Here is a 22,029-nt window from a genome sequence, read left to right as displayed (position 1 = left end):
TTTATTTCTCCCTGCAGGATAAATGTTTACTTGATCCAGCGAATAAAGCTCTCTTTGGCACGTCTAACTTTCTTGAGGTTAAGCAGCCAATCCTCATCCGTTTTTCTGTAGCCCAAAGGAAGCATGACAACACTGCGTAAGCCCTTTTCTTTGAGATTCAGAAGAGTGTCAAGCGCTTGTGGATCAAATCCTTCCATGGGAGTGCTATCCACCTGCTCTTCAGCGGCAGCAACCAGTGCAGTACCAAGTCCGATATAGGCTTGTTTTGCAGCGTGTGTAAAGTTGATTTCTGAATCTCTGGCTGGGTAGACCTTGAGAAGCATTTGGCGATAAGCAGTACCGGCGTCGCTTGTAAAATTGCGGATTGTTTCAGTCATATCAAATGCATCATTAATACGCTCTGCAGTGTAGTTATCCCAAGCTGCGAAGACCAGCAAGTGTGAGCAATCAACGATTTGAGATTGGCCATTTGCGATCGGCTTTATCTTGTCGCGAATCTCTTTATTGGTAATGACTAGTACCTCATAAGGCAGTAATCCACTAGAGCTCGCTGTTAAGCGAATGGCTTCAAGAATTTTCTCAACTTTATCTTGGGATACAGCCTTTGCTGGATCCATCTTTTTAGTGGCATAGCGCCATTGCAGCTTCTCAATCAGACTCATTACGCTTTCCTTGGATTTAATTGTTATCAAAGATAATTTATTTTAGTTTAAGTTGAAAATTGTGATTAGCGTAACGCATCTATCACTAGAGGGTAATATGAAGCATGAACGATCATTTTAAGGAGTTTGATATGGATAAAAATTCAAAATCTTGGGCCTTATGGGTCGGCGTCTTGCTAATCATTACGGCATGCGTTATTGCCTATATCACTACAAAGCCTGCGGAAGCCAATCTCTCATTTATCCAAGAGCCTACATTACCCTATGGCGCTACATGTGCTTAAAGATGGTTTTCAGATCATTACTAGATTTATAAGTGCTTGGTAGTAGAAAACTAATTATGATTACTAAGTTCCTCTCTTAATCCATTTGGGCTCTATTCAATGAAATTTTCATCAAATATTCTTATTGCAGTATTGGCTATCCATGCGTCTATGGCTTTTGCCCAAAATAATGCAGATACGATTTTTTATGGCGGGCCTATTGTTACCGTAAACGCCAAAAATGAAGAGGTGGAAGCACTTGCTGTAAAGGATGGGAAAATTGTTGCTGCAGGCACTAAATCCGACGTGACAAAAGGATGGCAAACGAGCTCTACCAAGATTGTCGATCTGCAAGGTAAAACAGTCATGCCAGGCCTGATTGATCCTCACGTCCATATTATCTTGACGGCAGTTGGTGAATATATTTGGTTAGATCTCTCTAACTTCACCACCAAGTACGACACAGTTGCAACGCTTAGCAACAAATTAAAGGCGCATTTAAAGACTTTACCTAAAGGGCAATGGTTGATGGGCTTTGGCGTAGATCCATCCCGCACTAATCCATTCATGGCGGAATTAACTGCTGATGTTTTAGATAAGGTCAGCACTGAAGTACCTATTTTCGTTCTAAATCAATCTGGTCATATTGCGTATGTCAATCATAAGGCTTATGAAATTGCTGGTGTCACTGATAGCACTCCCAATCCAGCTGGTGGTGGGGTATTTCAGAAAAATGCTCAAGGTAAGCTCACTGGGGTTTTGATTGAAGGCGCTTCTTACTTACCATTTTTAGAAAAAATGCCGCCACCTTCGGATGCGGATTTACTCAAGGCGGTTCAAAAGACTGGGAAGATGATTGCTTCAAAAGGCGTCACCACGACCACTGAAATTACTATAGGGGCCATGTTGGGCTTAGATAATGAAGTGAAGTTACTCCAAGGTGCTAGCGCTAGCAAGGACTGGCCACTTCGCGTCAGGGGCTACTTATATGGCCCGGCAATTCCCAAAGGCTTTAATACTATTAAGCCAAATGATGGAAACGACCGCCTACGTTTTGTGGGCATCAAATTTGTATCTGATGGCTCTACTCAGGGATTAACAGCCGCCTTAAACCAGCCATACACTTACCCAATTGGCAGCAAAAGACGTGGCGATCTTGATTACAAAGATGAGGATCTCTTCGGTTTGATCAAGCCATTCTTTGATCAGGGTTGGCAATTATCAATTCATGCCAATGGCGATCGTGCTGTTGAACAAACTCTGAATAACTACGCAAAACTTTTAGCAGGTAATGCAAAGCCTGAAACTCGCCGTTTACGAATTGAGCATTTCACTATTAATACACCTGAGCAAGTGAAAAAAGCTGTGCAATTAGGCGTTGTTCCTGGATTTACTGTGGGTCACGTGAACTATTGGGGGGAAGCCTTTCATAATCACATCGTTGGCCCCGAGCGTGCCAGTAGAATTGCTCCGGGCGCTTCATTTAAAAAGGAAGGTGCCCGCTTTACCTATCACAGCGATTCTCCGATCTCGCCAGTAAGCCCTTTGCGTTACATTTCTGAAGGCGTTGATCGTCTATGGCAAAAGCCGCCCCGCGAAGTCTTGGGGCCTAATGAGCGTGTATCTATAGATGATGCTATTCGTGCAGTCACCATTAATGCAGCTTATCAACTCATGTCGGACGATAAGATTGGAAGCCTTGAAGTAGGCAAGCAAGCTGACCTAGTGATCTTGGATAAAAACCCTCGCAAGACAAGCCCAGAAAAAATTGCCAATATCAAAGTCAAGGAAACTTGGATTGATGGCAAAAAGCAGGTTTGGTGATAGCTGGGCTCTAAATTAGTATTCTTGCTGAAAGCGTAGGGCTGTGCTGATGGTCTGGAAATGGATATCTACAGTAGATTCAATTTCCTTTCCATAGCCACCTGCCATTGATATCGCTATTGGTAGCCTTTTATCTAAGGCGTACTGGAAAACGGTTTCATCTCTGAGGCGCATGCCATCTTTGCTAATCTTCAATCTACCTAGACGATCACCTTCATGAGGGTCTGCTCCTGCAAGATAAATTAGGCAGTCTGCTTTGAAGCGAGAGTTTAGATCGTCTAGGCATTGCTCTAGGGAAGTTAAGTAGGTGTGATCATTGCATCCATCTGCAAGGCCTAAATCAAGATCACTTTGCTCTTTCTTAAAGGGGAAATTATTTTCACCATGAATGGATAGCGTGAAGATTGAGGGGTCATTTTGCAAAATAGAAGCTGTACCGTTACCTTGATGAACGTCTAAATCAATAATCGCAATCTTCAGCTTTGTGTTCACTTCTTTCTGAAGTGTGCGTGCTGCAATAGCAGAGTCATTGAATACACAAAAGCCACTGCCCATATTGCGATACGCGTGGTGAGTACCTCCAGCTAAATTGACGGCAATACCTTCTTCAAGAGCAGACTTTGCCGCAGCAATAGTTGCGCCCGCAGAGCGGCGAGAGCGCTCAACCATTTTTTCACTCCAAGGAAAGCCAATTTCTCGCTGCTCTTGAGGGTTTAATTTCCCCCCAAGGATTTTGATGAGATAGTTTGGATCATGGGCATACAGAATTTGGGTATCACTTGCGGCAGGAGCTTCGATTAACTCTATATCAGCAACAGTCTTTACTAGATCTCTTAAGCAAGAGTATTTCTCCATTGGAAAGCGGTGTCCCGCTGGTAGCGGCAATACAAAATGATCTGTATAGAAAGCCTTCACACTTCGCTCGAATATTCTTTCAAAGTATCTAAGGGAACTATTTTGAGTGCATTAATATGAGTACTCTCCAATTTGATTAAAGGGGCACATTGCGCATTCACAGCCTCTACCCAGCGAGAAATACATAGGCACCATTGATCTCCAGCAACGAGCCCTGGAAATTGATACTCTGGCCGCGGGGTAATCAGATCATTGCCCTTTTCAAGACTGAATTGCAAAAATTCTTTTGTGACTACAGCACAAACTAAGTGACTGCCAACATCTTCTTCATTGGTTTTGCAGCAGCCATCCCTAAAGAAGCCTGTCAGTGGGTCAAAGGAGCAAGGGATGAGGGGCTCTCCAAATACATTTAAGGCAACTTCTTTTTGCATGGCATCTTTCGATAGTGTGGTTATCAGCCAGTTTATTCAATAAGGCTTAAACTTGCTTAGACATGGATGCATTAGAGAAACTGACCCTCTTTTATGATGCTGCTTGCCCTTTGTGCCAGGCTGAGATTCTATTTTTATCTAGAAGAAACCAGGCTGGGCTATTAGATTTTATAGATGTTAATTCTGAGCGCTTTGATTCTGCCAACATTGGCATTTCCTGCGATCAGGCCTTGGCTGCTATGTATGGTCAATACGCCAGCGGAGGTTTAATAGAGGGCGTAGCTGTTTTCCCGGAGGCATACCGCAGGGCAAATCTCCCATTCTTGGCGTGGATATTCTCTAGAAAATCATTACAAGGTACCTTGCAGGTGGGTTACCGATTTTTTGCTAAAAATCGCCACGCAATTTCTAGATTATTTGGCCCAACAGCCTTGTATTTGGTTAAGGCAACATCTTCAAAGGGTGCATCATGAGATTGATCAAAATCCTTTTGCCTTTGTGTATCTCAATTCTTTTACTCATGTCCAATGGCTTTGCTCGAGAAGTCAGCTATATCGATAAGATATTTAATCCTGCACTGCTTCAGGGTAGCGGTAGATTGAATTGGTGGGGTTTTCATATTTATGATGCATCTTTTTATCGTGCAGGTACACCATCTTCACCCGAATTTGCGATTGACATTCGTTATCAAAAATCTTTCTCAGGTGTTTCCATCGCTAATAGCAGTGCTGAAGAGATGAAAAAAATGGGTGTTTCAGATGCACAGGTGGTGCTATGGGGTAGGGAGCTTGCGAAGGTCTTCCCTAATATTGAGTCTGGTCAGACTTTAACTGCTGTCTATGCGCCAAAACAAGGAACTATTTTTTACCATGATGGTAAGCTCATCGCTCAAATACCTGACGTAGAATTTTCAAAAGCTTTCTTTGGTATTTGGTTGGATCCTAAGACGAGCGCACCAAAGTTACGAAATGAATTACTGGGAAAAGGTTGCCCACCACCACTTTTTAACGAGGTTTGCTAAATGAATCAACATCTCTACCTAAAGTCTTTTGCCGCAATAGTTTTCACATTATTCTTACTTGCGTGTTCGGGTCCGAATGTTCAGCAATATGCAAATGAGAAGCCTACATTAGATCTCAGTGAGTATTTTTCAGGGACGATTGATGCCTATGGAATCTTCACAGATCGCAGTGGCGAGGTAAAGAAGCGATTTACAGTACTCATCAAAGCAGATTGGAAAGTAGTTGATGGTAAGAAGGTAGGCACTCTCGATGAGAGCTTTGATTATTCAGACGGCACTAAGCAAAAACGCATTTGGACTTTGACTGAACAATCCCCAGGAAAATATATTGGTAGGGCAGATGATGTTATAGGGGAGGCACAGGGTGATCTAGCAGGTAATGCACTCAATTGGACTTATACCCTAGCCTTGCCAGTAGACGGTACCATTTATCACGTGCAGTTTAACGACTGGATGTATCTCGTCACCCCTAAAGTAATGCTCAATAAGGCCAAAATGAGCAAGTTTGGCATAGAGCTCGGGGAGGTTACCTTGAGCTTTTATAAACGTTGAGCAGATACCCCAAATTTGTGTCACACTTTCCTTGAGGTGACATATCAGGCGTTCGTAGCGTACCAAAAAATACTTTAAAACCCATGGAGATGAATATGAATACAAAATTAAAAAAGGTAGGCAATTGGTTTATCTGTAGCAGGACTTTTTACCTTAGTTGCATGCCAGTCGATGGAGCAGGGCACAGGTCAAAAAGCAAGTGCGACTTTAGATTCTAGATCTGGGTCCAATACAAAAGGTGAAGTGACTTTTACCTGGCAGGGTAGCAATGTTTTAGTCAATGGAAAATTTTCTGGATTGAAGCCTAATGCGGAGCAAGGCTTTCATGTTCATGAAAAAGGCGATTGCTCTGCACCTGATGCCACTAGTGCTGCTGGTCACTTCAATCCGGACACCAAAGCCCATGGCATGCCTAATAGCGGCATGAATCATGCTGGTGATATGCCGAACATCAAGTCAGATGCAAATGGCAATGCTACTTACACGGCAACCATGCATGGTTTTGCTGTCAATACAGGCCCCACTGGAATTGTGGGCCGCTCAGTTGTAGTGCATCGTGATCCTGATGACTATAAGTCTCAGCCAGCTGGTAATTCAGGGCCGCGTATTGCGTGTGGCTTAATTAAGTAATCACTTTAGGCGATGCAGGGGTTTTAATGAGAATAGAAGATACTGATCCAGCTAGACATGCCGGGATTGAATATCCAATGGAGGTTGGAGCTCCTGTATTTGCGCCTATTAAGGTAGTTGAAGAAAAAGATAAGGCAGTGAATGTCGCGCGCCAAAATGCAAAGCTAGAGTATGAGCGCATCATGGAGCAGGCAGAGGTTTTGATGAAGCAAGCCCGGGCCCTGCAATCTAGGCTTGATGCTACCGAGATGGTCCATGCTGCGAAATTTGGTTTTAATCCGATTCATGGAAAAATCTATCACCTCTATTACGACAGTAGAAATGCGGTCAATGTTCTTATTCAGAATGGCCCTAAAGAGTGGAGTTGCGGTATTCCAGATGGTTGGAACTATTCAATGGCCGTGAAGAAGTTAGGCGATAGTACTTGGGCTGTGATTGAGGAAGATGCTCTTACAGTATGATTTTTCTATTTAACAATAATTAATAAGGTAACACGTGACAAAAGCTCGAGTAGTAAGTCTTTCCGAATTAGGTGGTGCTGAGGTAATTCAGGTAATTGATAAAGAATTGCCTTCTCCAGGCAAAGGCGAAGTTCAGATTCGTCAGACCGCCATTGGTTTCAATTTCATTGATATTTATCAGCGCTCAGGTTATTACCCGCTTGATTTGCCTACAGGCCTTGGCCATGAGGCTGTAGGCGTAGTTGAGGCCTTAGGTGAGGGGGTGGCAGGGCTTAAAGTAGGAGATCGTGTGATGTATATGAATGCCGGTATCGGCGCGTATGCAAGTGCCCGTAACGTTGCTGCTGATAAGCTGGTGCCAGTACCAGGCAATGTTTCTGATGAAGTGGCAGCAGCTGTCTTCTTTAAGGCAATGACTGCCCAGTACCTGATTCAAAAAACCTACAAAGTAAAAGCGGGCGATATTGTTTTGGTGCACGCCGCTGCTGGTGGCGTCGGTCAAATTTTGGCTGGTTGGGCCAAAGCACTCGGCGCTTTTGTCGTCGGCAGCGTTGGTTCACAAGCTAAAGTGGCTGTAGCTAAAGCGGCAGGATGTGATGCAGTAGTCGATTACTCGCAGCCAAATTGGGTTGAAGAATTCTTAAAGGCTACTGGTGGTAAAAAAGCGAATGTGGTTTACGACTCTGTTGCTAAAACGACCTTCATGGGCTCATTAGACTGCGTTGCTCCTTTTGGAACCTTAGCTTTATTTGGTGCTGCCTCGGGACCCGCTCCTGAAATTCAGCCAGAGATTTTGAATAAGAAGGGCTGTCTGTTTTTAACTAGACCATCTGTATTTCCTCATAACGCTACGCATGCATTGCTACAAGAAAATGCAAAGGCTGTATTTGATGCAATTGCCAAGGGTTACGTTAAGGTACAAATTGGCGCTAAGTTTCCGCTGGAACAAGCTGCTGATGCTCATCGTGCAGCTGAAGGCAGGAAGATCTCTGGCGCTATTGTCATGATTCCTTAATCCGTATCAAGTTAACAACCTAAGCCCCGCTTTTGCGGGGCTTTTTTATAGTTAGCGCTAGAAAGCGAATGAAATTCAAAATTTCCTCCCATAAGCCCTGAGACTTTTGGGGTCTTTCGGAAGAAAGAATCAGCGCGCTGGGGCAAGATGATTAAAAGTGCTGGCATTAAACCAGAATAACCCCTCAATTTAAGGGAAGCAGCTTCCATTAACTCCGCTTATAATCTTCTAAGCATCTGAATTAAAAGGGATTATTCCCAAAAATCCATTTCTGCTTGTTTGACAGCCCTGATGGGCTCTTGGACAATGCATGCGGTGGTTTGATTCAAGCCACAGCCTCAAATGACAGCTTATATTTCCGCGACCTCTACTAACCCTGCCTTGGTGCTTGAAGCCCATGGACTTTGCTGTGTCCGCGGTGAAAGAAAGCTATTTTCTGGTCTCAATTTGCGTATTAGTACTGGAAACTGTTTGCATGTGCGTGGTGAGAATGGGGTTGGTAAAACTAGCCTCCTGCGCCTCTTAACAGGCTTATCAAAACCTGAATCTGGTGAGGTGCTTTGGTGTAATCAATCTATTGCGCTTGATCCGATTACCTATCATCGCGAGCTCTTATTTTTAGGACATCGAGATGCCTTAAAAGAGGATCTCACTGCTTTAGAAAATATACAGATGTATGCGGCGCTCGATGATATTGATCTTTCGCAAGAAAAATTCTTAGCCGCTTTATGGCGTTTTGGTTTGCGCGGCCGTGAAAATTTACCCGTCAATTGTTTGTCTGCAGGGCAAAAGCGACGAGTATTAATGGCGCGTATGTTGACGCGTCAGGCCAAGCTGTGGATTTTAGATGAACCCTTTAATGCCCTTGATATACAAGCAGTTCATGAGTTACAGAATTTAATGATTGAACATCTTTCTGCTGGCGGTCTTGTAGTGTTCACCAGTCATCAAGAGGTCAAGATTCCCAATGTGCAGGTGCTAGAGTTATGAGAGCCTTACTTGCCGTCATCCACCGAGACTTGCTCTTAGTCATGCGCCGCAAGAGCGAAGTTCTCACTGCATTATTTTTCTTCGTAGTGGTGACCAGCCTATTTCCGCTTGGCATTGGTGCTGATACCGCCTTATTGAGAAAAATTGCCCCCGGTGTTATTTGGGTCGCTGCCTTACTTTCTACCTTATTGGGGTTGCATCGTATGTTTGCAGCAGATTATCAGGATGGAGCTTTAGAGCAGTTGTCTTTATCGCCACAATCCATGGTTTTGTTAGTGATGGGAAAAATCATTGCGCACTGGATCGTTTGCGGTCTACCTCTAGTGTTACTAGCGCCCGTAATTGGTATTCAGTTTGATTTAGATGCTGGTTCTTTATCGGTATTGGTGGCTACTCTCCTGCTGGGCACTCCAGTGCTATCCTTGCTAGGTTCTATTGGTGCAGCTTTAACTCTTGGTGTACGGGGCGGTAGCGTATTAATGAGTTTATTGATTTTGCCTTTGTATATCCCGGTATTAATTTTTGGTGCGGGCGCTGTATATGCAAATAGTGTTGGCTTAGATACTTCTGGCCACTTTTCTTTGCTGGGTGCCCTATTGATTTTGGCTTTAGCATTTGTACCTTGGGTAAGTGCTGCTGCTGTGAAGATTGCGATTGAATGAATCAGGTAAATAAACCCTCTTTTTCGAATAGCCGCTTGATCAACTGGTTTAAGTTATCAAGCCCGAGCACCTTTTATCCGGTTGCCGGAAAACTGATTCCTATTTTCTGGACGCTTGCCGCTGGATTTGGTTTGGCTGGCCTATGGATTAGTTTTTTTGTTGCCCCAGTAGATGCAGTTCAGGGCCAGGGTTATCGCATTATTTTTATTCATGTGCCAGCCTCATGGATGTCGATGTTTATCTATCTTGTGATGGCGGCATGGGCTGGGCTCAGCTTGATTTTTAATACCCGCTTGTCCGCGATGATGGCTCAAGCCTTGGCTCCGGTAGGTGCATGGATGGCATTTCTATCTTTGTGGACTGGAGCGCTTTGGGGTAAACCCATGTGGGGTACTTGGTGGGTTTGGGATGCGCGTCTCACTTCCGAATTAATTTTGCTCTTTCTTTACTTGGGCTTTATGGCCTTGCAGGCATCGATTGATAATCGGCGTCGTGCAGATAAAGCAGGAGCCATTTTGGCTCTGGTAGGAGTAGTGAACGTACCTATCATTTATTTCTCGGTGAAATGGTGGAATACCTTGCACCAAGGCGCTTCTGTTTCTTTGACAAAAGCACCTGCGATGGTACAGACCATGCTCTGGGGGATGCTGCTAATGGCCCTGTGCTTCTGGATGTACTCGATTGCAGTGGGTTTGATGCGAGTAAGAGCCATCATTCTGGAGCGTGAAGCCCATACCGATTGGGTGAGACAATTGAGCGAGGTTAAGAACTAATGTGGAATAGTCCAGCAGAATTCTTTGCAATGGGTGGCTACGCGCTCTATGTATGGGGTAGCTTTGGTGTTTGCGCGTTGGTTTTATTGCTTGAGCCTCTAGTAGTGCGTGCTCGCTTTAAGGCAATTGTGCGCAGACTCAAGCAAGAGCAACTCGCCGAGCAGTTTGATAGAGAAAGTAGTCAGTGAAATCCAGATATAAACGCGCATTGATCATTATTGCTGCTCTAGTGGTGATTGGGGTTGCTGCATCATTAATTCTGAATGCGCTTAATAGCAATATTGCTTTGTTTGTTACTCCTAGTGAAGTGGCAGCGGGTAAGGCGCCGAAGGACCAAGCTTTTCGGATTGGCGGTATGGTGAAAGATGAATCTGTAAAGCGTGATGGCTTAACGGTACATTTTGTTATTACTGATCTTGTGAAAGATATTCCCGTTGCGTATACAGGCATTCTTCCAGATTTATTTAAAGAAGGTAAGGGCGCCGTAATTCAAGGTCGCATGAATGCTAATGGAGAATTCATTGCTAGTGAAGTGCTTGCTAAGCATGATGAAAACTATATGCCACCAGAGGCTAAACATGCCTTAGATCAAGCCCAGAAAAATGGAAGCAATAAATGATTCCTGAATTTGCACATTACGCATTAATCTTGGCGCTTTGTATTGCCCTGATTCAGGGTGTGCTTCCATTAGTAGGGGCGCATCAAGGCCGTCGCGAGTGGTTAATCCTCGCAAGGCCAGCCGCTCAAACAGTTTTCCTATTACTTGCCACTGCCTTTGTAATTTTGGCCTGGAGTTTTTATATCAATGACTTCTCTGTGCTGTATGTCGCTGAACATTCTAATTCTCAGATGCCTGTTATGTATCGCTTGGGTGCTGTATGGGGTGGGCATGAGGGTTCATTGCTCTTATGGGTTTTCTTACTAAGTACTTGGACTATTTTGGTTGCCCAGCTTTCTAAAGCTTTAGATGAGTTTATGGTTGCTAGAGTGATTGGCGTTTTGGGCTTGGTGATGAGTGGGCTCCTACTTTTTGTGATCACAACTTCTAATCCATTTGAACGCTTGCTGCCTGCTGCGCAAGATGGCCGTTCTTTAAATCCACTATTGCAAGATCCTGGTCTAGTGTTTCATCCGCCTATGTTGTATATGGGTTATGTTGGTTTCTCAGTAGCCTTTGCTTTTGCAATTGCTTCTTTATTGTCTGGAAGATTGGATGCTGCATGGGCGCGTTGGTCGCGTCCCTGGACAACAGCTGCGTGGGTATTTCTAACGCTCGGAATTGCACTAGGCTCTTGGTGGGCTTACTACGAACTGGGTTGGGGCGGTTGGTGGTTCTGGGATCCTGTTGAGAATGCATCGTTTATACCTTGGTTAGTTGGTACTGCGCTATTGCATTCATTGGCAGTTACAGAGAAGCGCGGTGGCTTTAAAAGTTGGACGGTGTTGCTAGCAATTACCGCCTTTTCTTTATCTCTGCTGGGAACTTTCTTAGTACGCTCAGGTGTTCTCACATCAGTGCATGCCTTTGCTACTGACCCTAGGCGCGGTGTATTTATCTTGATCTTTTTGGTTCTCGTAGTGGGATCTTCTTTAGTTCTCTATGCATGGCGTGCGCCTAAGAGTTCCCTTGGCGGTAAATTTAGCTTGAGCTCAAGAGAGACATTTATTCTCTTGGGCAATGTCTTCTTAGTTGTTTCTGCTGGCTCAGTATTGCTTGGGACTTTATATCCCTTATTGATTGATGCTCTTCATTTAGGAAAAATCTCTGTCGGCCCGCCATACTTTAATAGTGTCTTTGTGCCCCTGATGGCGCCTTTATTGGTATTGATGGGAATTGGCCCTTGGACTAACTGGAAAAGCTCTGACCTGTTTAACGTGATCAAGCGCTTATGGCTTGCAGGCTTGGTTGCAGTGCTTGCTGGTATCGGCATTCCATTGATGATGGGTGAGTTCACTTGGTTAGCTGGCCTTGGATTCTTATTGGCTTTTTGGGTCATTGCTTCCGGTTGCTTACAGTGGATCCGTCAGGCAAAAGTAGGCAAGCCAACGCGCTCATTTATTGGTATGCAATTAGCCCATATTGGCATCGCTGTATTTGTGATTGGCGTTACTATGGTTGGCGCTTATCAAGAAGAAAAAGATGTGCGTATGTCCGCTGGTGACACTGTTGCAGTGGGCGGCTATCAAATTCAGTTTCAAGGCGTGAATATCGTCCCGGGACCAAACTACCAGGCAATGCGCGGAACCTTCTTGCTCAATCAGAATGGCAAGATCCAGACGACAATGTACCCAGAGAAACGCAATTATTTCTCATCTACTATGCCAATGACTGAAGCTGCTATTGATGTGGGCTTAACGCGAGATATTTATGTTTCTCTTGGTGAGGAGTTGCCAGATAAATCCTGGGCAGTCCGCGTGTACTACAAGCCCTTTGTAGATTGGATTTGGGGTGGTTGCTTATTGATGGCTCTTGGTGGTGTATTAGCGATCTCTGACAGACGCTATCGCATCAAATTAAAGAAACAAGTCGCATGAAGTTAAAATTTTTACTTCCCCTCCTGCTGTTTATAGTCTTGGTTGTTTTCTTGGCGATTGGTTTAAATCGAGATCCACAAGAAGTTCCCTCGCCATTAATCAATAAGCCAGCACCAGCATTTGAAATTCCACAATTATCTGATGCTAATCAGTCTTTCTCGCCTGCGAGCATGAAGGGGCAGGTTTGGATATTGAATGTCTGGGCATCTTGGTGTGTTGCTTGCCGTGAGGAGCACCCAGTTCTAGTGGAGCTTGCTAAATCAAAAGTTGCCCCCATTATTGGCTTGGACTACAAGGATAAGCGTGAAGATGCTCTTGCTATGTTAGCCATGCAGGGCAACCCTTATCTACTATCCGCATTTGACTCTAATGGCCGCGTTGGGATTGATTACGGCGTCTATGGTGTGCCTGAAACCTATGTGATTGATAAAGCAGGAGTTATTCGCTTTAAGCATATTGGCCCCATTACGATGAACATACTCAATCAAAAGATCTATCCATTGATTAGTGAGCTTTCGAAATCATGAAGCCGATTTTATTAATCGTTCTCTGTGTTCTGGGTTTTAGCTCATCCTTTGCTAAAGATGCAGCTCCCTTGGCAGATGATCCTGTGATCGAGCAGCGCTTAATTAGCATCTCCGAAGAGATGCGTTGCTTAGTTTGCCAGAATGAGTCATTAGCTGGATCACGCTCTGATTTAGCGAACGATCTACGTCGAGAAATTCGCGCTCTGATTAAAGAGGGTAAGAGCGATGATCAAATTAGAAGCTTCATGGTTGAGCGCTATGGGGATTTTGTGCTCTATCGTCCACCTGTTAAGCCTATTACTTGGCCTCTTTGGATTGGTCCATTTATCATTCTTCTAATAGGTATAGCAGGGCTATTGACCTATCTTCGGCACAGAAATAATGCCGTAAGTAATATTGTTTTGTCAGATGATGACAATAAAAGGATTGATGCCTTGCTTGGTAATAAGAATGGGAAGGGTGCTCAATGACCAGTTTTCTCATTCCCGCCTTCTTGCTACTAGTTTTGGTGCTTGTTCTCCTATTACGCCCATTTATTTTCCCGCCAAAAGTAGAGGCAACGTCTCGCCGTCAAATGAATGCTGCGATTTATCGTGAAGAGCTCGATAAATTAGAGCTAGAGCGCGCAGCTGGCTCTATTAATGACGCTGACTATGAAATCGCCCATGCTGAAATGCGTCAACGCCTCTTTCAGGACACCAATGAAGAGGATGATCGCTCTGTAATGGGTTCAAGCAAGCTGACTGTGATTAGCCTTTGTCTATTTATCACAGTACTTTCAGCAGGTTTCTATTTTTTCTTGGGTGATGCTACTCGTATCGCCGAGAAGAATACTCAACAACCGATGACACAAGATGGCGTTGAAAAAATGGTTGCCCAGTTTGCAGCAAAAATGGAGCAAGATCCAACTAATTTGCAGGGCTGGGTAATGTTAGCTCGGTCCTATCGAATCCTGGGGCGCAATGCAGAAGCTGCAAAAGCATATGAGCGCGCTGGAAATTTTATCGACTCTGATCCACAGCTTTTGGCAGACTATGCAGATGTATTAGCTTCCAATGCTAATGGAAGCTTCGCTGGTAAACCGTTAAAGCTCATTAACCAAGCGCTGAAATTAGATCCCAATAACTTAATGGCGCTATGGCTTTCTGGAACAGCCTCATACGCAGCAGGCAACTACAAGGCTGCCGTACAGACATGGGAAAGGCTAGCACAACAATTACCTCCAGGAACAGAAGATGCGCGCTCAATCGAGGCATCGATTGCTGATGCACGCGCTAAAGGCGGTCTCCCATCTAAGGCTGGTATCAATACGAAGGGTGTTAGCGGAAAGATCGAGATCGCAGTTGATATGAAGTCTAAAGTGAAATCTGGCGATATTGTGATGGTCATCGCACGCAAACCAGGCGAACGGATGCCAGTTGCAGTGCTAAAGACTTCTGTTTCCGAGTTTCCGATGAGTTTCTCATTAACTGATGCTTTGGCGATGAATCCAAGCTCGCCACTATCGGGATTATCCGAGGCTTCTATCGAGGTCAGGATTTCTAAAACTGGGATGGCAAAGCCAGAGGTGGGGGATTTAATTTCAGCCCCACAAATAGTTAAAGTCGGGGCGAATAATGTTCGGCTAGTGATCGACCAAGTACGCCAGTAAGCTCGCTTTAGCCCCCTGGGTAGTTAATCATTGCCTATTTTGGTGTGCGGGGCATAATGCAAAAAACAATCAAGTTATTATGAAATCCATCAAAAGACATATATACAACCCTATTGCGATTGCAGCTGTGTTTTTTGCAGCATTAATTGTGCTCTTTGGTGTTTTGTGGATTTTGATTCCACCGCCGCCCAAAACAATCGAGATGGCTACGGGCTTTCCAACAGGGCTGTATTACCAGTTTGGAGAGCGCCTGAAAATAGAGCTTGCTGAGGATAGGATCAAGCTCGATGTTATGGAAACTGGTGGTTCAGTTGATAATCTGAAGCTGCTGGGAGATTCAAAATCAGAAGTTGATTTTGCAATCGTACAAGGTGGCGTTTCTGATATTACTCAATATCCAAAGCTCGTTTCGATTGCTGGAATGTTTTATGAGCCAGTCTGGGTTTGGTACCGCGAAGCTGCTTTTAAGAGCGATGGTGGATTACGTGTCTTAAGCCAATTAAAGGGTAAGCGAGTATCCATTGGCAATGAAGGTAGCGGCACCTTAGCACTCAGTAACGCTTTATTAAAAATAAGCGGCTTATCAAGCGCCGATGTTCGTACAGAAAAACTGAAGCCAGATGAGGCTATTCATAAGCTCAATAATGGGGAGCTGGATGTTGCGTTCATTGTGGTAGCAGCTGAAGCACCTGTTCTAAAAAAATTCTATCAAATTCCAGGTATTCGTTTGATGAGCTTTGAGCAGGCTGATGCTTATACAAGGAATCTGTCATACCTTTCTAAGGTCAATGTTCCTAGAGGTTTGCTTAGTATTGAGCATGATTTACCGCGCCAGGATATACAGGTCATTGCCCCTACGGCCACGCTAGTTGCCAGGAAGGATATTAGCCCTGCCTTAGTAACCCTCTTGTTAGGTGCTTCGTACGATATTTTGAAATCGTATTCACGTTTGCAAAAAGTGGGTGAGTTCCCCTCTAATGCTGGTCTAGATTTTCCTCTGCACGTGGATGCAGAAATCTATTTAAAAGATGGGCCATCCTTTTTGCACCGCCATTTACCATTCTGGACCGCTGTTTGGGCTGGTCGATTTATAAAAATTGTTATTCCGCTCTTGGTGATTTTTATTCCTTTATTTACCTATCTTCCAGCAGTCAATAACTTTTTCTTAAAATTAAAGCTAGCCCAGGTATACGAAGAGCTAAAGGCAATTGAAAAAAATGCTTTTAATCCAGAACTAAAAGAAAAAAATTATAAAGATCTTGAGGTGATTGAAAGAAAAGTTGCGAATATCAAAGTATCGATGTTAGATGCTAAGGAGTTGTATGACCTCAAGGGCCATGTAACTGACGTACGTAATCGTCTTAATTTACTGGGATAGGATTAGCCATGAAAATCAATCAAAACAAATGGAAATATTTATTTGGCCTACTTGGCTTGTGTTTTACTGCCCAATTGACTGCACAACCATATCCTAATAAGCCTATTAATTTAGTGGTTCCGCAGGCTGCAGGCGGCACCAACGACATTGTTGCGCGTTTAATTGCGCCTGCTTTTGGTGAGACAATTGGCGCTTCTATTGTGGTTGAAAATAGACCTGGTGCAGGCGGTAATATTGGTACTCAGAGTGTGGGGCGTTCTGCTAAAGATGGCTATACCTTGCTATTAACGATTAATAGTGCGCAAGCCATCAATCCATCCCTTTATAAGAATCCAGGATTTGATCCGGTAAATGATTTTGTGCCACTCTATTACATTGGTGCTACACCTTATGTTTTAGTGTCTCCTCCGGGATCCCCATATAAAACACTAGCTGAGGTTGTGGCTGCCGCAAAGAAGAAGCCTGGCGAACTATCCTATGCTTCTGCTGGTAACGGAACAATTAGTCATCTGCTTGGTGCAATGCTCAATACCAGCGCTGGTATTGAGATGCAACATATCCCTTATAAAGGGGTTGCTCCTGCCATTAATGATGTCTTAGGCGGTCAGGTTCCTTTTGCTTTTGCAAGTCTGCCATCCGCAATCAATTACATCAAAGCTGGTAAGTTGCAGGCCATTGCGATTAGTTCTGCTAAGCGCTCTAGTGTGGCTCCAGAAATCCCTACAATTGCAGAAACTTATCCCGATTGTGTGGGTGAGGTGTGGGTAGCAACTTTTGCTCCAATGGGAGTGAATGCCGATGTCATCAAGAAAAATCAAGTTGCAATGGAAAAAGTCATGGCAAGAGCTGATGTACGTGAGAAGCTTTCTGCACAGGGTTTAGACCTTAGCCCAGTACCCCCTGCAAAACTGGGGACCTTACTCAAAGATGAGCTGGCTAAATGGGCAAAAATTGTGAAAGCATCTGGCGCTCAGCTTGATTAATACTGCGCTGCCCATAAAATAAGCTGATGACTCACGCCACACTAGTGCCACCACTCACTCCGGCTAAAGAGCTTGCACAGGCTTTACGTTCGCAAGGATATGCTGTGGCATCGGCCGAAAGCGTTGCTGAAATTAGTAAGGTGGCGCTAGCAAATTTGCAGAACTTAACTCCATTCTGGGAGGGCTTGCCTCGTGATCCCTATTTAAAAGATGGCGGTCGTTACCGTTTTCGTCGTCACGCGAGTTATGAGATTACAGGCGACCAACTGAATTTAGTCCCGCATCGGGCGCACTGGCAGTCGGTCAATTACAACGCGCTGCATGGTGGAATTGAGCGATGGTTTGAGCCTGTGCAAGCGGGGTTATTAAATAATCCCGCCTGGCAATCTCTATTAGTAGGCCTTGCTCAGCTCTTGAGCAGTGTAAAGCTGGTGACTACTTGGTTTGTTGAAGCGCATCAATTTAGAATTGATACCGCTGACGGCATTGGTAGACCAACACCTGAGGGTGCGCACCGTGATGGAGTTGACTTTGTGGCAGTATTTTTATTAGACCGCGTGGGTATTAAAGGTGGTGAGACTAGAATATTTGATACTAGCGGTTCAGCTGGATTACGCTTTACGCTAGCTCAACCTTGGTCTGTATTGCTCCTGAATGATGAGCGGATGATTCATGAATCTACCCCGATTCAGCCGCTTGGAGACTATGGCTATCGCGATACATTGGTACTAACGTTTAGATCCAACGGTTTTCAAGACTCCCCAAACCTCAGCCAACAATAAGCGAGTCTTATTCTGGTTCAATGCCCGCTTCTTTAATAGCCTTGGCCCATTTTGCAGTCTCTACTTTAATTTTTTGACCAAGTGCTTCTGGTGTGCCAGGTTGAGTTTCAAAACCCATGGCAGAAAATCTATCAATTACATCCTTTGACTTGGCTGCATCATTAATTGCCTTATTCAGTTTCAGAATAGCATCCTTAGGCATATCAGCGGGTCCAAATACAGCAAAGAAGGCAATGAGTTCATAGCCCTTAATACCAAGTGCTTCATTGACAGTCGGCAGCTCTGGTATAGCTGGTGAGCGCTTAAGAGAGGTTACTGCTAGACCACGAATTTTCCCTGCTTGTACTTGCGGTAATGTGACTCCAAAGTCGGCTGTGAACATATTGACTTGTCCACCAATCACATCTGTCATCGCATTCGGTCCGCTCTTATAAGAGACCCCAGTCATTTTGATATCAGCTGCACTTGCCAGCATCTCTGAAGAGACGCGTTGTGAGGTGCTTGCATAAGCGAAAGTCATTTTGCCGGGATTGGCTTTAGCTAATGAGACAAAGCCATTGAGTGATTTAACAGGCACATCGTTATTGACGGTAATGATGAGTGGTGCCGAGCCAAAGTAGCCAATTGGGGTAAAAGCAGTATCTTGGTTATAAGGTAAGTTCTTGACTAAGCTCTTTAGTGCAGCATTAGTGCTATTAGTCCCGAATAAGATCGTGTAGCCGTCAGCAGGCGCCTTAGCAACAAGATCTGCACCAATCAGGCCATTTGCACCAGGTCGATTTTCAATAACGACAGGCTGACCTAAGAGCTCAGTCATCTTGGCTGCAAAGGCTCGACCAATTTGATCAGTTGTGCTGCCAGGGGCAAATGGAACAATGGCTTTAATGGGTTTTGAGGGATAGCTATCTGCTAGCGCTAAGGTGCAGCCTAGACTGATCATTAGGCCTAGGCTTAACTTGATTAAATGACCCAAAATACGATTATTTTTCATACTCCCTCCATCTGATTTCTATTAGTGTAGCGGGTCTTGGCTTTTGAGGGCGAGTAAAATGAGTTCACGTTTTTACTGATACCTTATGCGCTTTCGATCGTCTGCTTATACCCCTCTGATGCTTACGGCACAAACCTGTGCTTTGTTAGGTTTTGCTTGCTACGCAGTGGTACTAACTACTTTGCAGGAAGAATGGCATTTAAGCAATTTACAGTCTGGCTTACTTGCAAGCGCTTTTTTCTTTGGGTATATGTTGGCTGTTCCTTTAGCTACAGCGCTGACTGATCGAGTGGATGCACGTAAGGTCTATTTGGTTGGCGGCCTCTTCGCTACAGCTGGTTTATTAGGTATGGGTCTATTAGCATTTAACTTTTGGACTGCTCTATTTTTCATGGTGATTAGTGGCGCTGGTCTTGCTGGTACTTATATGCCTGGCCTCAAAATTTTGTCTGATCGTATTCAGTCCGGTGAGATTACCCGACATATTTCTTTTTATACCGCTTTCTTTGGTATTGGGACTGGATTTTCATATTTATGTTCAGGTTGGATCTTAGATGCACTTGGCTGGCATTATGTATTTGGCATCATCGCACTAGGACCCTTTACAGCGTTTTTAATTGTTCTACTTCTGATACCACCTTTGCAGCATGAAAAGTGGAAGGGAGCAATTCAAATTCGTTTACGCGACATATTTCCATTAGAGAAGTGGAAGTTAGTATTGCAGGATAAAAAGGCATCAGGATTTATTTTTGGTTATACCGCACACTCATTAGAATTATTTGCCTCAAGAATCTGGCTCGTAGCCTTCTTTGTATTTTGTGGTGCAGTATCCGGAGAGACTTTTATCTTGACAGCAACCACTTTGGCAGGGGTAATTAACTTCTTTGGCGTACCCGCCTCTATTCTGGGAAATGAAATCGCCCTTCGAGTAGGGCGTCAAAAGTGGGTATGTATTGTGATGCTAACTAGTGCGGCACTCGGAATTGCCTTAGCTTGCTCTACCGGCCAAGCATGGTGGTTGATTGTTGTCCTTGCAATTGGACATGCTATTTTTATCATGGCTGACTCTGCGACGCTCACTGCGGGTCTTGTGATTAGCGCACAAGAAAACATCAAAGGTGCAGCTATGGGATTGCATTCCTTACTGGGATTTGGCGGTGGTATGGTGGGCCCTGCAATTTTTGGTTTTGTATTAGATATTTCAGGTTCACGTTCATCCCAAATTGCTTGGATTTGGGCTTATATTGCAATCGTCATATGGGGCGTTCTATTTGTCTTGTATGAGCGTCGTAATGGTTGGGTCGCTAAGCCGGTGCAATGAGTCATTCCCTCATTTGCTATCACTGCTCGAGTATTATTTCCACGCATGAGCTGATCAAGACAGATTTTGTATTTCTTGAGCGATGAGGATTAAGAATATATCGCCGCCTCTATTCCAGAGATGAGGTCTGGATAGAGGCAATCCTCTGGGAGTCTCTTAAGGAAACCACTACGCTGCGCCATTTCATAGGGCTGATGATCTAAGCCGCAAATGATCAGCTGGATATTACGTATCTTACAAAGGTGCGCCAACTCTGAGATCGAATCCATGCCTGAGGTATCCACATAGATGACATTCTTTAAGTCAAGCAGTAGAGTTCTTGACGGGAGATTTTTTTCAATCTTTTCTAGTAGTTTTACCGCTCCAAAAAAGATTGCTCCGTAGATCCGATAGGCATCAATACGACCTTGCTGGTTCTCAAGGGCAGGAAAATTTTTAGCTTCAGCAATTTCACAACGGGAGAGGCTGGAGATTCTGTAGATAAAGGTAATAAAGGCTAAGAGTAGGCCGACCTCAACTGCAACCGTCAAATCCATCATCACCGTTAACAAAAAAACACTCAAGATAGTAATTCGATAAGGTATGCGGAACTGTTTGAGGTCGATAAACTTTTTCCACTCACCCATATTCCAGGCTATATACATCAGGATGGCAGCAAGACCTGCCAAGGGAATATCTTGCGCAAAGGGAGCTGCAAATAAAATAATCATCAACAAAGTAAGAGCATGGACAATGCCAGCAATGGGGGTACTAGCACCACTTTCAACATTGGTTACGGTTCGTGCAATAGTGCCGGTTGCAGGCATGCCGCCAAAGAAAGGGATGATTGTATTAGCAATGCCTTGCGCCATAAGCTCCTGATTTGAATCATGGCGTGTATGAATCAAGCTATCCGCTATACGAGCACAGAGTAGGGATTCAATTGCGCCAAGTAAGGCCAGAGTGAGGGCCGGGCCAATCATGAATTGAGCATCGCCCCAGTTGATTGGGATCCACTCAAAATGGGGAAGTTCGGAAGGAATGCCACCAAAGCGACTACCAATGGTGTCAATAGGCAAGTCTAATAGGGCGGTAGCAATTGTCGCTACTACCATTGCAATCACCGTGCCTGGAATATGATGTAAATGGCCAAGGTGCTTTTGAAATAATTTCCAGAAAATAATCAAGGCAAGGCTGCCGCATGCAACAGCAAGCGCAGTTGGGTTAAAAGTATCGAGAGCTTTATATAGCGTTTGAATAGCAGGAAAAAATTGCGCAGGCATTTTATTAATACTCAGCCCCAAAAAATCTTTGAGTTGCGATAGAGCAATTAAAAAGGCAATGCCATTAGTAAAGCCAATGATGACGGCGATAGGAATAAAGCGCACAAGCGTTCCCAAGCGGAATGCACCCATCAAAATGAGAAACACCCCTGACATTGCTGTTGCAAGCAATAAATTAGCAACGCCATAGCGTTCAACAATGCCGTACACAATTACGATGAAGGCGCCTGCGGGGCCACCAATTTGAACTCGACTGCCGCCAAGAAGGGAGATGAGCCCACCAGCGATAATGGCAGTGAAGATGCCAGCTTCTGGTTTAAGTCCGCTAGCAATAGCAAATGCCATTGCCAAAGGAAGTGCCACAATACCTACCGTCAATCCCGCTAAAACATCCTTTATAAATAAAGTTTTGCTATAGCCCGAAAAGGAGTTGAGGATTTTAGGTTGAAAGAACATCGAG

26 protein-coding genes are annotated in these 22,029 nt (G+C 44.4%); 21 read left to right on the top strand and 5 right to left on the bottom strand.

What is annotated here, in order from left to right:
* Positions 1-26: 26 nt before the first annotated feature.
* On the bottom strand, positions 27-662 hold the full coding sequence (locus CBI31_RS04390) for an NAD(P)H-dependent oxidoreductase (RefSeq protein ID WP_088525203.1): 636 nt from the start codon (positions 660-662) through the stop codon (positions 27-29).
* Between the two features lie 131 nt (positions 663-793).
* On the opposite strand from CBI31_RS04390, the gene CBI31_RS10320 reads away from it, so the two are divergent.
* The gene (locus CBI31_RS10320; RefSeq protein ID WP_161491181.1) at positions 794-946 is read left to right on the top strand and encodes a hypothetical protein; all 153 of its coding nucleotides are present in this window, start codon (positions 794-796) and stop codon (positions 944-946) included.
* A gap of 99 nt (positions 947-1,045) precedes the next feature.
* Positions 1,046-2,749: an amidohydrolase gene (locus tag CBI31_RS04380; RefSeq protein ID WP_088525201.1), complete on the top strand. Its 1,704-nt coding sequence runs from the start codon at positions 1,046-1,048 to the stop codon at positions 2,747-2,749.
* A gap of 15 nt (positions 2,750-2,764) precedes the next feature.
* Here CBI31_RS04380 and CBI31_RS04375 read toward each other — a convergent pair whose 3' ends face one another.
* Together CBI31_RS04375 and CBI31_RS04370 are read right to left on the bottom strand one after the other, a co-directional pair.
* A complete protein-coding gene (locus tag CBI31_RS04375) occupies positions 2,765-3,664 on the bottom strand; it encodes a histone deacetylase family protein (protein ID WP_088525200.1) in 900 nt (299 codons plus the stop codon).
* Positions 3,661-4,035, bottom strand: coding sequence for a DUF2237 family protein (locus CBI31_RS04370; protein WP_088525199.1), 375 nt, complete (start codon positions 4,033-4,035; stop codon positions 3,661-3,663). Before CBI31_RS04370 ends, CBI31_RS04375 begins: the two co-directional genes overlap by 4 nt.
* A 62-nt stretch (positions 4,036-4,097) precedes the next feature.
* On the opposite strand from CBI31_RS04370, the gene CBI31_RS04365 reads away from it, so the two are divergent.
* The 18 genes from CBI31_RS04365 (at position 4,098) to CBI31_RS04275 (ending at position 17,995) form a co-directional block, all read left to right on the top strand.
* Positions 4,098-4,508 carry a thiol-disulfide oxidoreductase DCC family protein gene (locus CBI31_RS04365; RefSeq protein WP_088525198.1) on the top strand — a complete coding sequence of 137 codons (411 nt, stop codon included), beginning with the start codon at positions 4,098-4,100 and terminating at the stop codon, positions 4,506-4,508.
* Positions 4,505-5,056: a chalcone isomerase family protein gene (locus tag CBI31_RS04360; protein WP_088525197.1), complete on the top strand. Its 552-nt coding sequence runs from the start codon at positions 4,505-4,507 to the stop codon at positions 5,054-5,056. The genes CBI31_RS04365 and CBI31_RS04360 overlap by 4 nt, the downstream gene beginning before the upstream one ends.
* Positions 5,057-5,608: a DUF3833 domain-containing protein gene (locus CBI31_RS04355; protein ID WP_088525196.1), complete on the top strand. Its 552-nt coding sequence runs from the start codon at positions 5,057-5,059 to the stop codon at positions 5,606-5,608. It abuts the gene before it with no gap.
* Positions 5,609-5,779: 171 nt separating this feature from the next.
* Positions 5,780-6,238, top strand: a complete 459-nt coding sequence (locus tag CBI31_RS04350; RefSeq protein WP_088525195.1) for a superoxide dismutase family protein — start codon at positions 5,780-5,782, stop codon at positions 6,236-6,238.
* A 26-nt stretch (positions 6,239-6,264) separates the two neighbouring features.
* Positions 6,265-6,699: a DUF2452 domain-containing protein gene (locus tag CBI31_RS04345; RefSeq protein WP_088525194.1), complete on the top strand. Its 435-nt coding sequence runs from the start codon at positions 6,265-6,267 to the stop codon at positions 6,697-6,699.
* 34 nt (positions 6,700-6,733) lie between these two features.
* Positions 6,734-7,714 carry a quinone oxidoreductase family protein gene (locus CBI31_RS04340; RefSeq protein ID WP_088525193.1) on the top strand — a complete coding sequence of 327 codons (981 nt, stop codon included), beginning with the start codon at positions 6,734-6,736 and terminating at the stop codon, positions 7,712-7,714.
* 342 nt (positions 7,715-8,056) lie between these two features.
* Entirely contained in the window at positions 8,057-8,704 is a 648-nt protein-coding gene (gene ccmA / locus CBI31_RS04330) for a cytochrome c biogenesis heme-transporting ATPase CcmA (protein WP_206075453.1), read from the top strand.
* Positions 8,701-9,366: a heme exporter protein CcmB gene (gene ccmB, locus CBI31_RS04325; RefSeq protein WP_088525191.1), complete on the top strand. Its 666-nt coding sequence runs from the start codon at positions 8,701-8,703 to the stop codon at positions 9,364-9,366. Before ccmA ends, ccmB begins: the two co-directional genes overlap by 4 nt.
* Positions 9,363-10,139, top strand: coding sequence for a heme ABC transporter permease CcmC (ccmC, locus tag CBI31_RS04320; RefSeq protein ID WP_206075452.1), 777 nt, complete (start codon positions 9,363-9,365; stop codon positions 10,137-10,139). The genes ccmB and ccmC overlap by 4 nt, the downstream gene beginning before the upstream one ends.
* Positions 10,139-10,327, top strand: coding sequence for a heme exporter protein CcmD (gene ccmD, locus CBI31_RS04315; protein ID WP_088525190.1), 189 nt, complete (start codon positions 10,139-10,141; stop codon positions 10,325-10,327). The genes ccmC and ccmD overlap by 1 nt, the downstream gene beginning before the upstream one ends.
* The gene (gene ccmE / locus CBI31_RS04310) at positions 10,324-10,758 is read left to right on the top strand and encodes a cytochrome c maturation protein CcmE (protein ID WP_088525189.1); all 435 of its coding nucleotides are present in this window, start codon (positions 10,324-10,326) and stop codon (positions 10,756-10,758) included. Before ccmD ends, ccmE begins: the two co-directional genes overlap by 4 nt.
* Positions 10,755-12,674: a heme lyase CcmF/NrfE family subunit gene (locus CBI31_RS04305; protein WP_088525188.1), complete on the top strand. Its 1,920-nt coding sequence runs from the start codon at positions 10,755-10,757 to the stop codon at positions 12,672-12,674. Before ccmE ends, CBI31_RS04305 begins: the two co-directional genes overlap by 4 nt.
* Entirely contained in the window at positions 12,671-13,201 is a 531-nt protein-coding gene (locus tag CBI31_RS04300; RefSeq protein WP_088525187.1) for a DsbE family thiol:disulfide interchange protein, read from the top strand. Before CBI31_RS04305 ends, CBI31_RS04300 begins: the two co-directional genes overlap by 4 nt.
* On the top strand, positions 13,198-13,671 hold the full coding sequence (locus CBI31_RS04295; protein WP_088525186.1) for a cytochrome c-type biogenesis protein: 474 nt from the start codon (positions 13,198-13,200) through the stop codon (positions 13,669-13,671). The genes CBI31_RS04300 and CBI31_RS04295 overlap by 4 nt, the downstream gene beginning before the upstream one ends.
* Positions 13,668-14,852, top strand: a complete 1,185-nt coding sequence (gene ccmI / locus CBI31_RS04290; protein ID WP_088525185.1) for a c-type cytochrome biogenesis protein CcmI — start codon at positions 13,668-13,670, stop codon at positions 14,850-14,852. Before CBI31_RS04295 ends, ccmI begins: the two co-directional genes overlap by 4 nt.
* A gap of 79 nt (positions 14,853-14,931) precedes the next feature.
* Positions 14,932-16,230: a TAXI family TRAP transporter solute-binding subunit gene (locus CBI31_RS04285; RefSeq protein ID WP_088525184.1), complete on the top strand. Its 1,299-nt coding sequence runs from the start codon at positions 14,932-14,934 to the stop codon at positions 16,228-16,230.
* Positions 16,231-16,238: 8 nt separating this feature from the next.
* Positions 16,239-17,213: a Bug family tripartite tricarboxylate transporter substrate binding protein gene (locus CBI31_RS04280; protein WP_088525183.1), complete on the top strand. Its 975-nt coding sequence runs from the start codon at positions 16,239-16,241 to the stop codon at positions 17,211-17,213.
* A gap of 26 nt (positions 17,214-17,239) precedes the next feature.
* Positions 17,240-17,995, top strand: coding sequence for a 2OG-Fe dioxygenase family protein (locus tag CBI31_RS04275; protein ID WP_088525182.1), 756 nt, complete (start codon positions 17,240-17,242; stop codon positions 17,993-17,995).
* Between the two features lie 7 nt (positions 17,996-18,002).
* On the opposite strand, the gene CBI31_RS04270 is transcribed toward CBI31_RS04275, so the two are convergent.
* Positions 18,003-18,986 carry a Bug family tripartite tricarboxylate transporter substrate binding protein gene (locus CBI31_RS04270; RefSeq protein ID WP_088525181.1) on the bottom strand — a complete coding sequence of 328 codons (984 nt, stop codon included), beginning with the start codon at positions 18,984-18,986 and terminating at the stop codon, positions 18,003-18,005.
* 118 nt (positions 18,987-19,104) lie between these two features.
* Here CBI31_RS04270 and CBI31_RS04265 point away from each other — a divergent pair, with 118 nt between their 5' ends.
* Positions 19,105-20,307: an MFS transporter gene (locus CBI31_RS04265; RefSeq protein ID WP_240553729.1), complete on the top strand. Its 1,203-nt coding sequence runs from the start codon at positions 19,105-19,107 to the stop codon at positions 20,305-20,307.
* Positions 20,308-20,396: 89 nt separating this feature from the next.
* Here CBI31_RS04265 and CBI31_RS04260 read toward each other — a convergent pair whose 3' ends face one another.
* On the bottom strand, positions 20,397-22,025 hold the full coding sequence (locus CBI31_RS04260; RefSeq protein WP_088525179.1) for a SulP family inorganic anion transporter: 1,629 nt from the start codon (positions 22,023-22,025) through the stop codon (positions 20,397-20,399).
* Positions 22,026-22,029: the final 4 nt, after the last annotated feature.

The organism is Polynucleobacter campilacus, assembly GCF_002206625.1.
GTDB classification, from domain to species: domain Bacteria; phylum Pseudomonadota; class Gammaproteobacteria; order Burkholderiales; family Burkholderiaceae; genus Polynucleobacter; species Polynucleobacter campilacus.
This window is presented reverse-complemented; position numbering and strand designations above follow the sequence as displayed.

Coding starts and splice junctions, on each gene's coding strand:
- CBI31_RS04390 (WP_088525203.1), bottom strand. CDS start 662: ATGAGTCTGATTGAGAAGCTGCAATGGCGCTATGCCACTAAAAAGATG.
- CBI31_RS10320 (WP_161491181.1), top strand. CDS start 794: ATGGATAAAAATTCAAAATCTTGGGCCTTATGGGTCGGCGTCTTGCTA.
- CBI31_RS04380 (WP_088525201.1), top strand. CDS start 1,046: ATGAAATTTTCATCAAATATTCTTATTGCAGTATTGGCTATCCATGCG.
- CBI31_RS04370 (WP_088525199.1), bottom strand. CDS start 4,035: ATGCAAAAAGAAGTTGCCTTAAATGTATTTGGAGAGCCCCTCATCCCT.
- CBI31_RS04365 (WP_088525198.1), top strand. CDS start 4,098: ATGGATGCATTAGAGAAACTGACCCTCTTTTATGATGCTGCTTGCCCT.
- CBI31_RS04360 (WP_088525197.1), top strand. CDS start 4,505: ATGAGATTGATCAAAATCCTTTTGCCTTTGTGTATCTCAATTCTTTTA.
- CBI31_RS04355 (WP_088525196.1), top strand. CDS start 5,057: ATGAATCAACATCTCTACCTAAAGTCTTTTGCCGCAATAGTTTTCACA.
- CBI31_RS04350 (WP_088525195.1), top strand. CDS start 5,780: ATGGAGCAGGGCACAGGTCAAAAAGCAAGTGCGACTTTAGATTCTAGA.
- CBI31_RS04345 (WP_088525194.1), top strand. CDS start 6,265: ATGAGAATAGAAGATACTGATCCAGCTAGACATGCCGGGATTGAATAT.
- ccmA (WP_206075453.1), top strand. CDS start 8,057: ATGACAGCTTATATTTCCGCGACCTCTACTAACCCTGCCTTGGTGCTT.
- ccmB (WP_088525191.1), top strand. CDS start 8,701: ATGAGAGCCTTACTTGCCGTCATCCACCGAGACTTGCTCTTAGTCATG.
- ccmC (WP_206075452.1), top strand. CDS start 9,363: ATGAATCAGGTAAATAAACCCTCTTTTTCGAATAGCCGCTTGATCAAC.
- ccmD (WP_088525190.1), top strand. CDS start 10,139: ATGTGGAATAGTCCAGCAGAATTCTTTGCAATGGGTGGCTACGCGCTC.
- CBI31_RS04305 (WP_088525188.1), top strand. CDS start 10,755: ATGATTCCTGAATTTGCACATTACGCATTAATCTTGGCGCTTTGTATT.
- CBI31_RS04300 (WP_088525187.1), top strand. CDS start 12,671: ATGAAGTTAAAATTTTTACTTCCCCTCCTGCTGTTTATAGTCTTGGTT.
- CBI31_RS04295 (WP_088525186.1), top strand. CDS start 13,198: ATGAAGCCGATTTTATTAATCGTTCTCTGTGTTCTGGGTTTTAGCTCA.
- ccmI (WP_088525185.1), top strand. CDS start 13,668: ATGACCAGTTTTCTCATTCCCGCCTTCTTGCTACTAGTTTTGGTGCTT.
- CBI31_RS04285 (WP_088525184.1), top strand. CDS start 14,932: ATGAAATCCATCAAAAGACATATATACAACCCTATTGCGATTGCAGCT.
- CBI31_RS04280 (WP_088525183.1), top strand. CDS start 16,239: ATGAAAATCAATCAAAACAAATGGAAATATTTATTTGGCCTACTTGGC.
- CBI31_RS04275 (WP_088525182.1), top strand. CDS start 17,240: ATGACTCACGCCACACTAGTGCCACCACTCACTCCGGCTAAAGAGCTT.
- CBI31_RS04270 (WP_088525181.1), bottom strand. CDS start 18,986: ATGAAAAATAATCGTATTTTGGGTCATTTAATCAAGTTAAGCCTAGGC.
- CBI31_RS04265 (WP_240553729.1), top strand. CDS start 19,105: ATGCTTACGGCACAAACCTGTGCTTTGTTAGGTTTTGCTTGCTACGCA.
- CBI31_RS04260 (WP_088525179.1), bottom strand. CDS start 22,025: ATGTTCTTTCAACCTAAAATCCTCAACTCCTTTTCGGGCTATAGCAAA.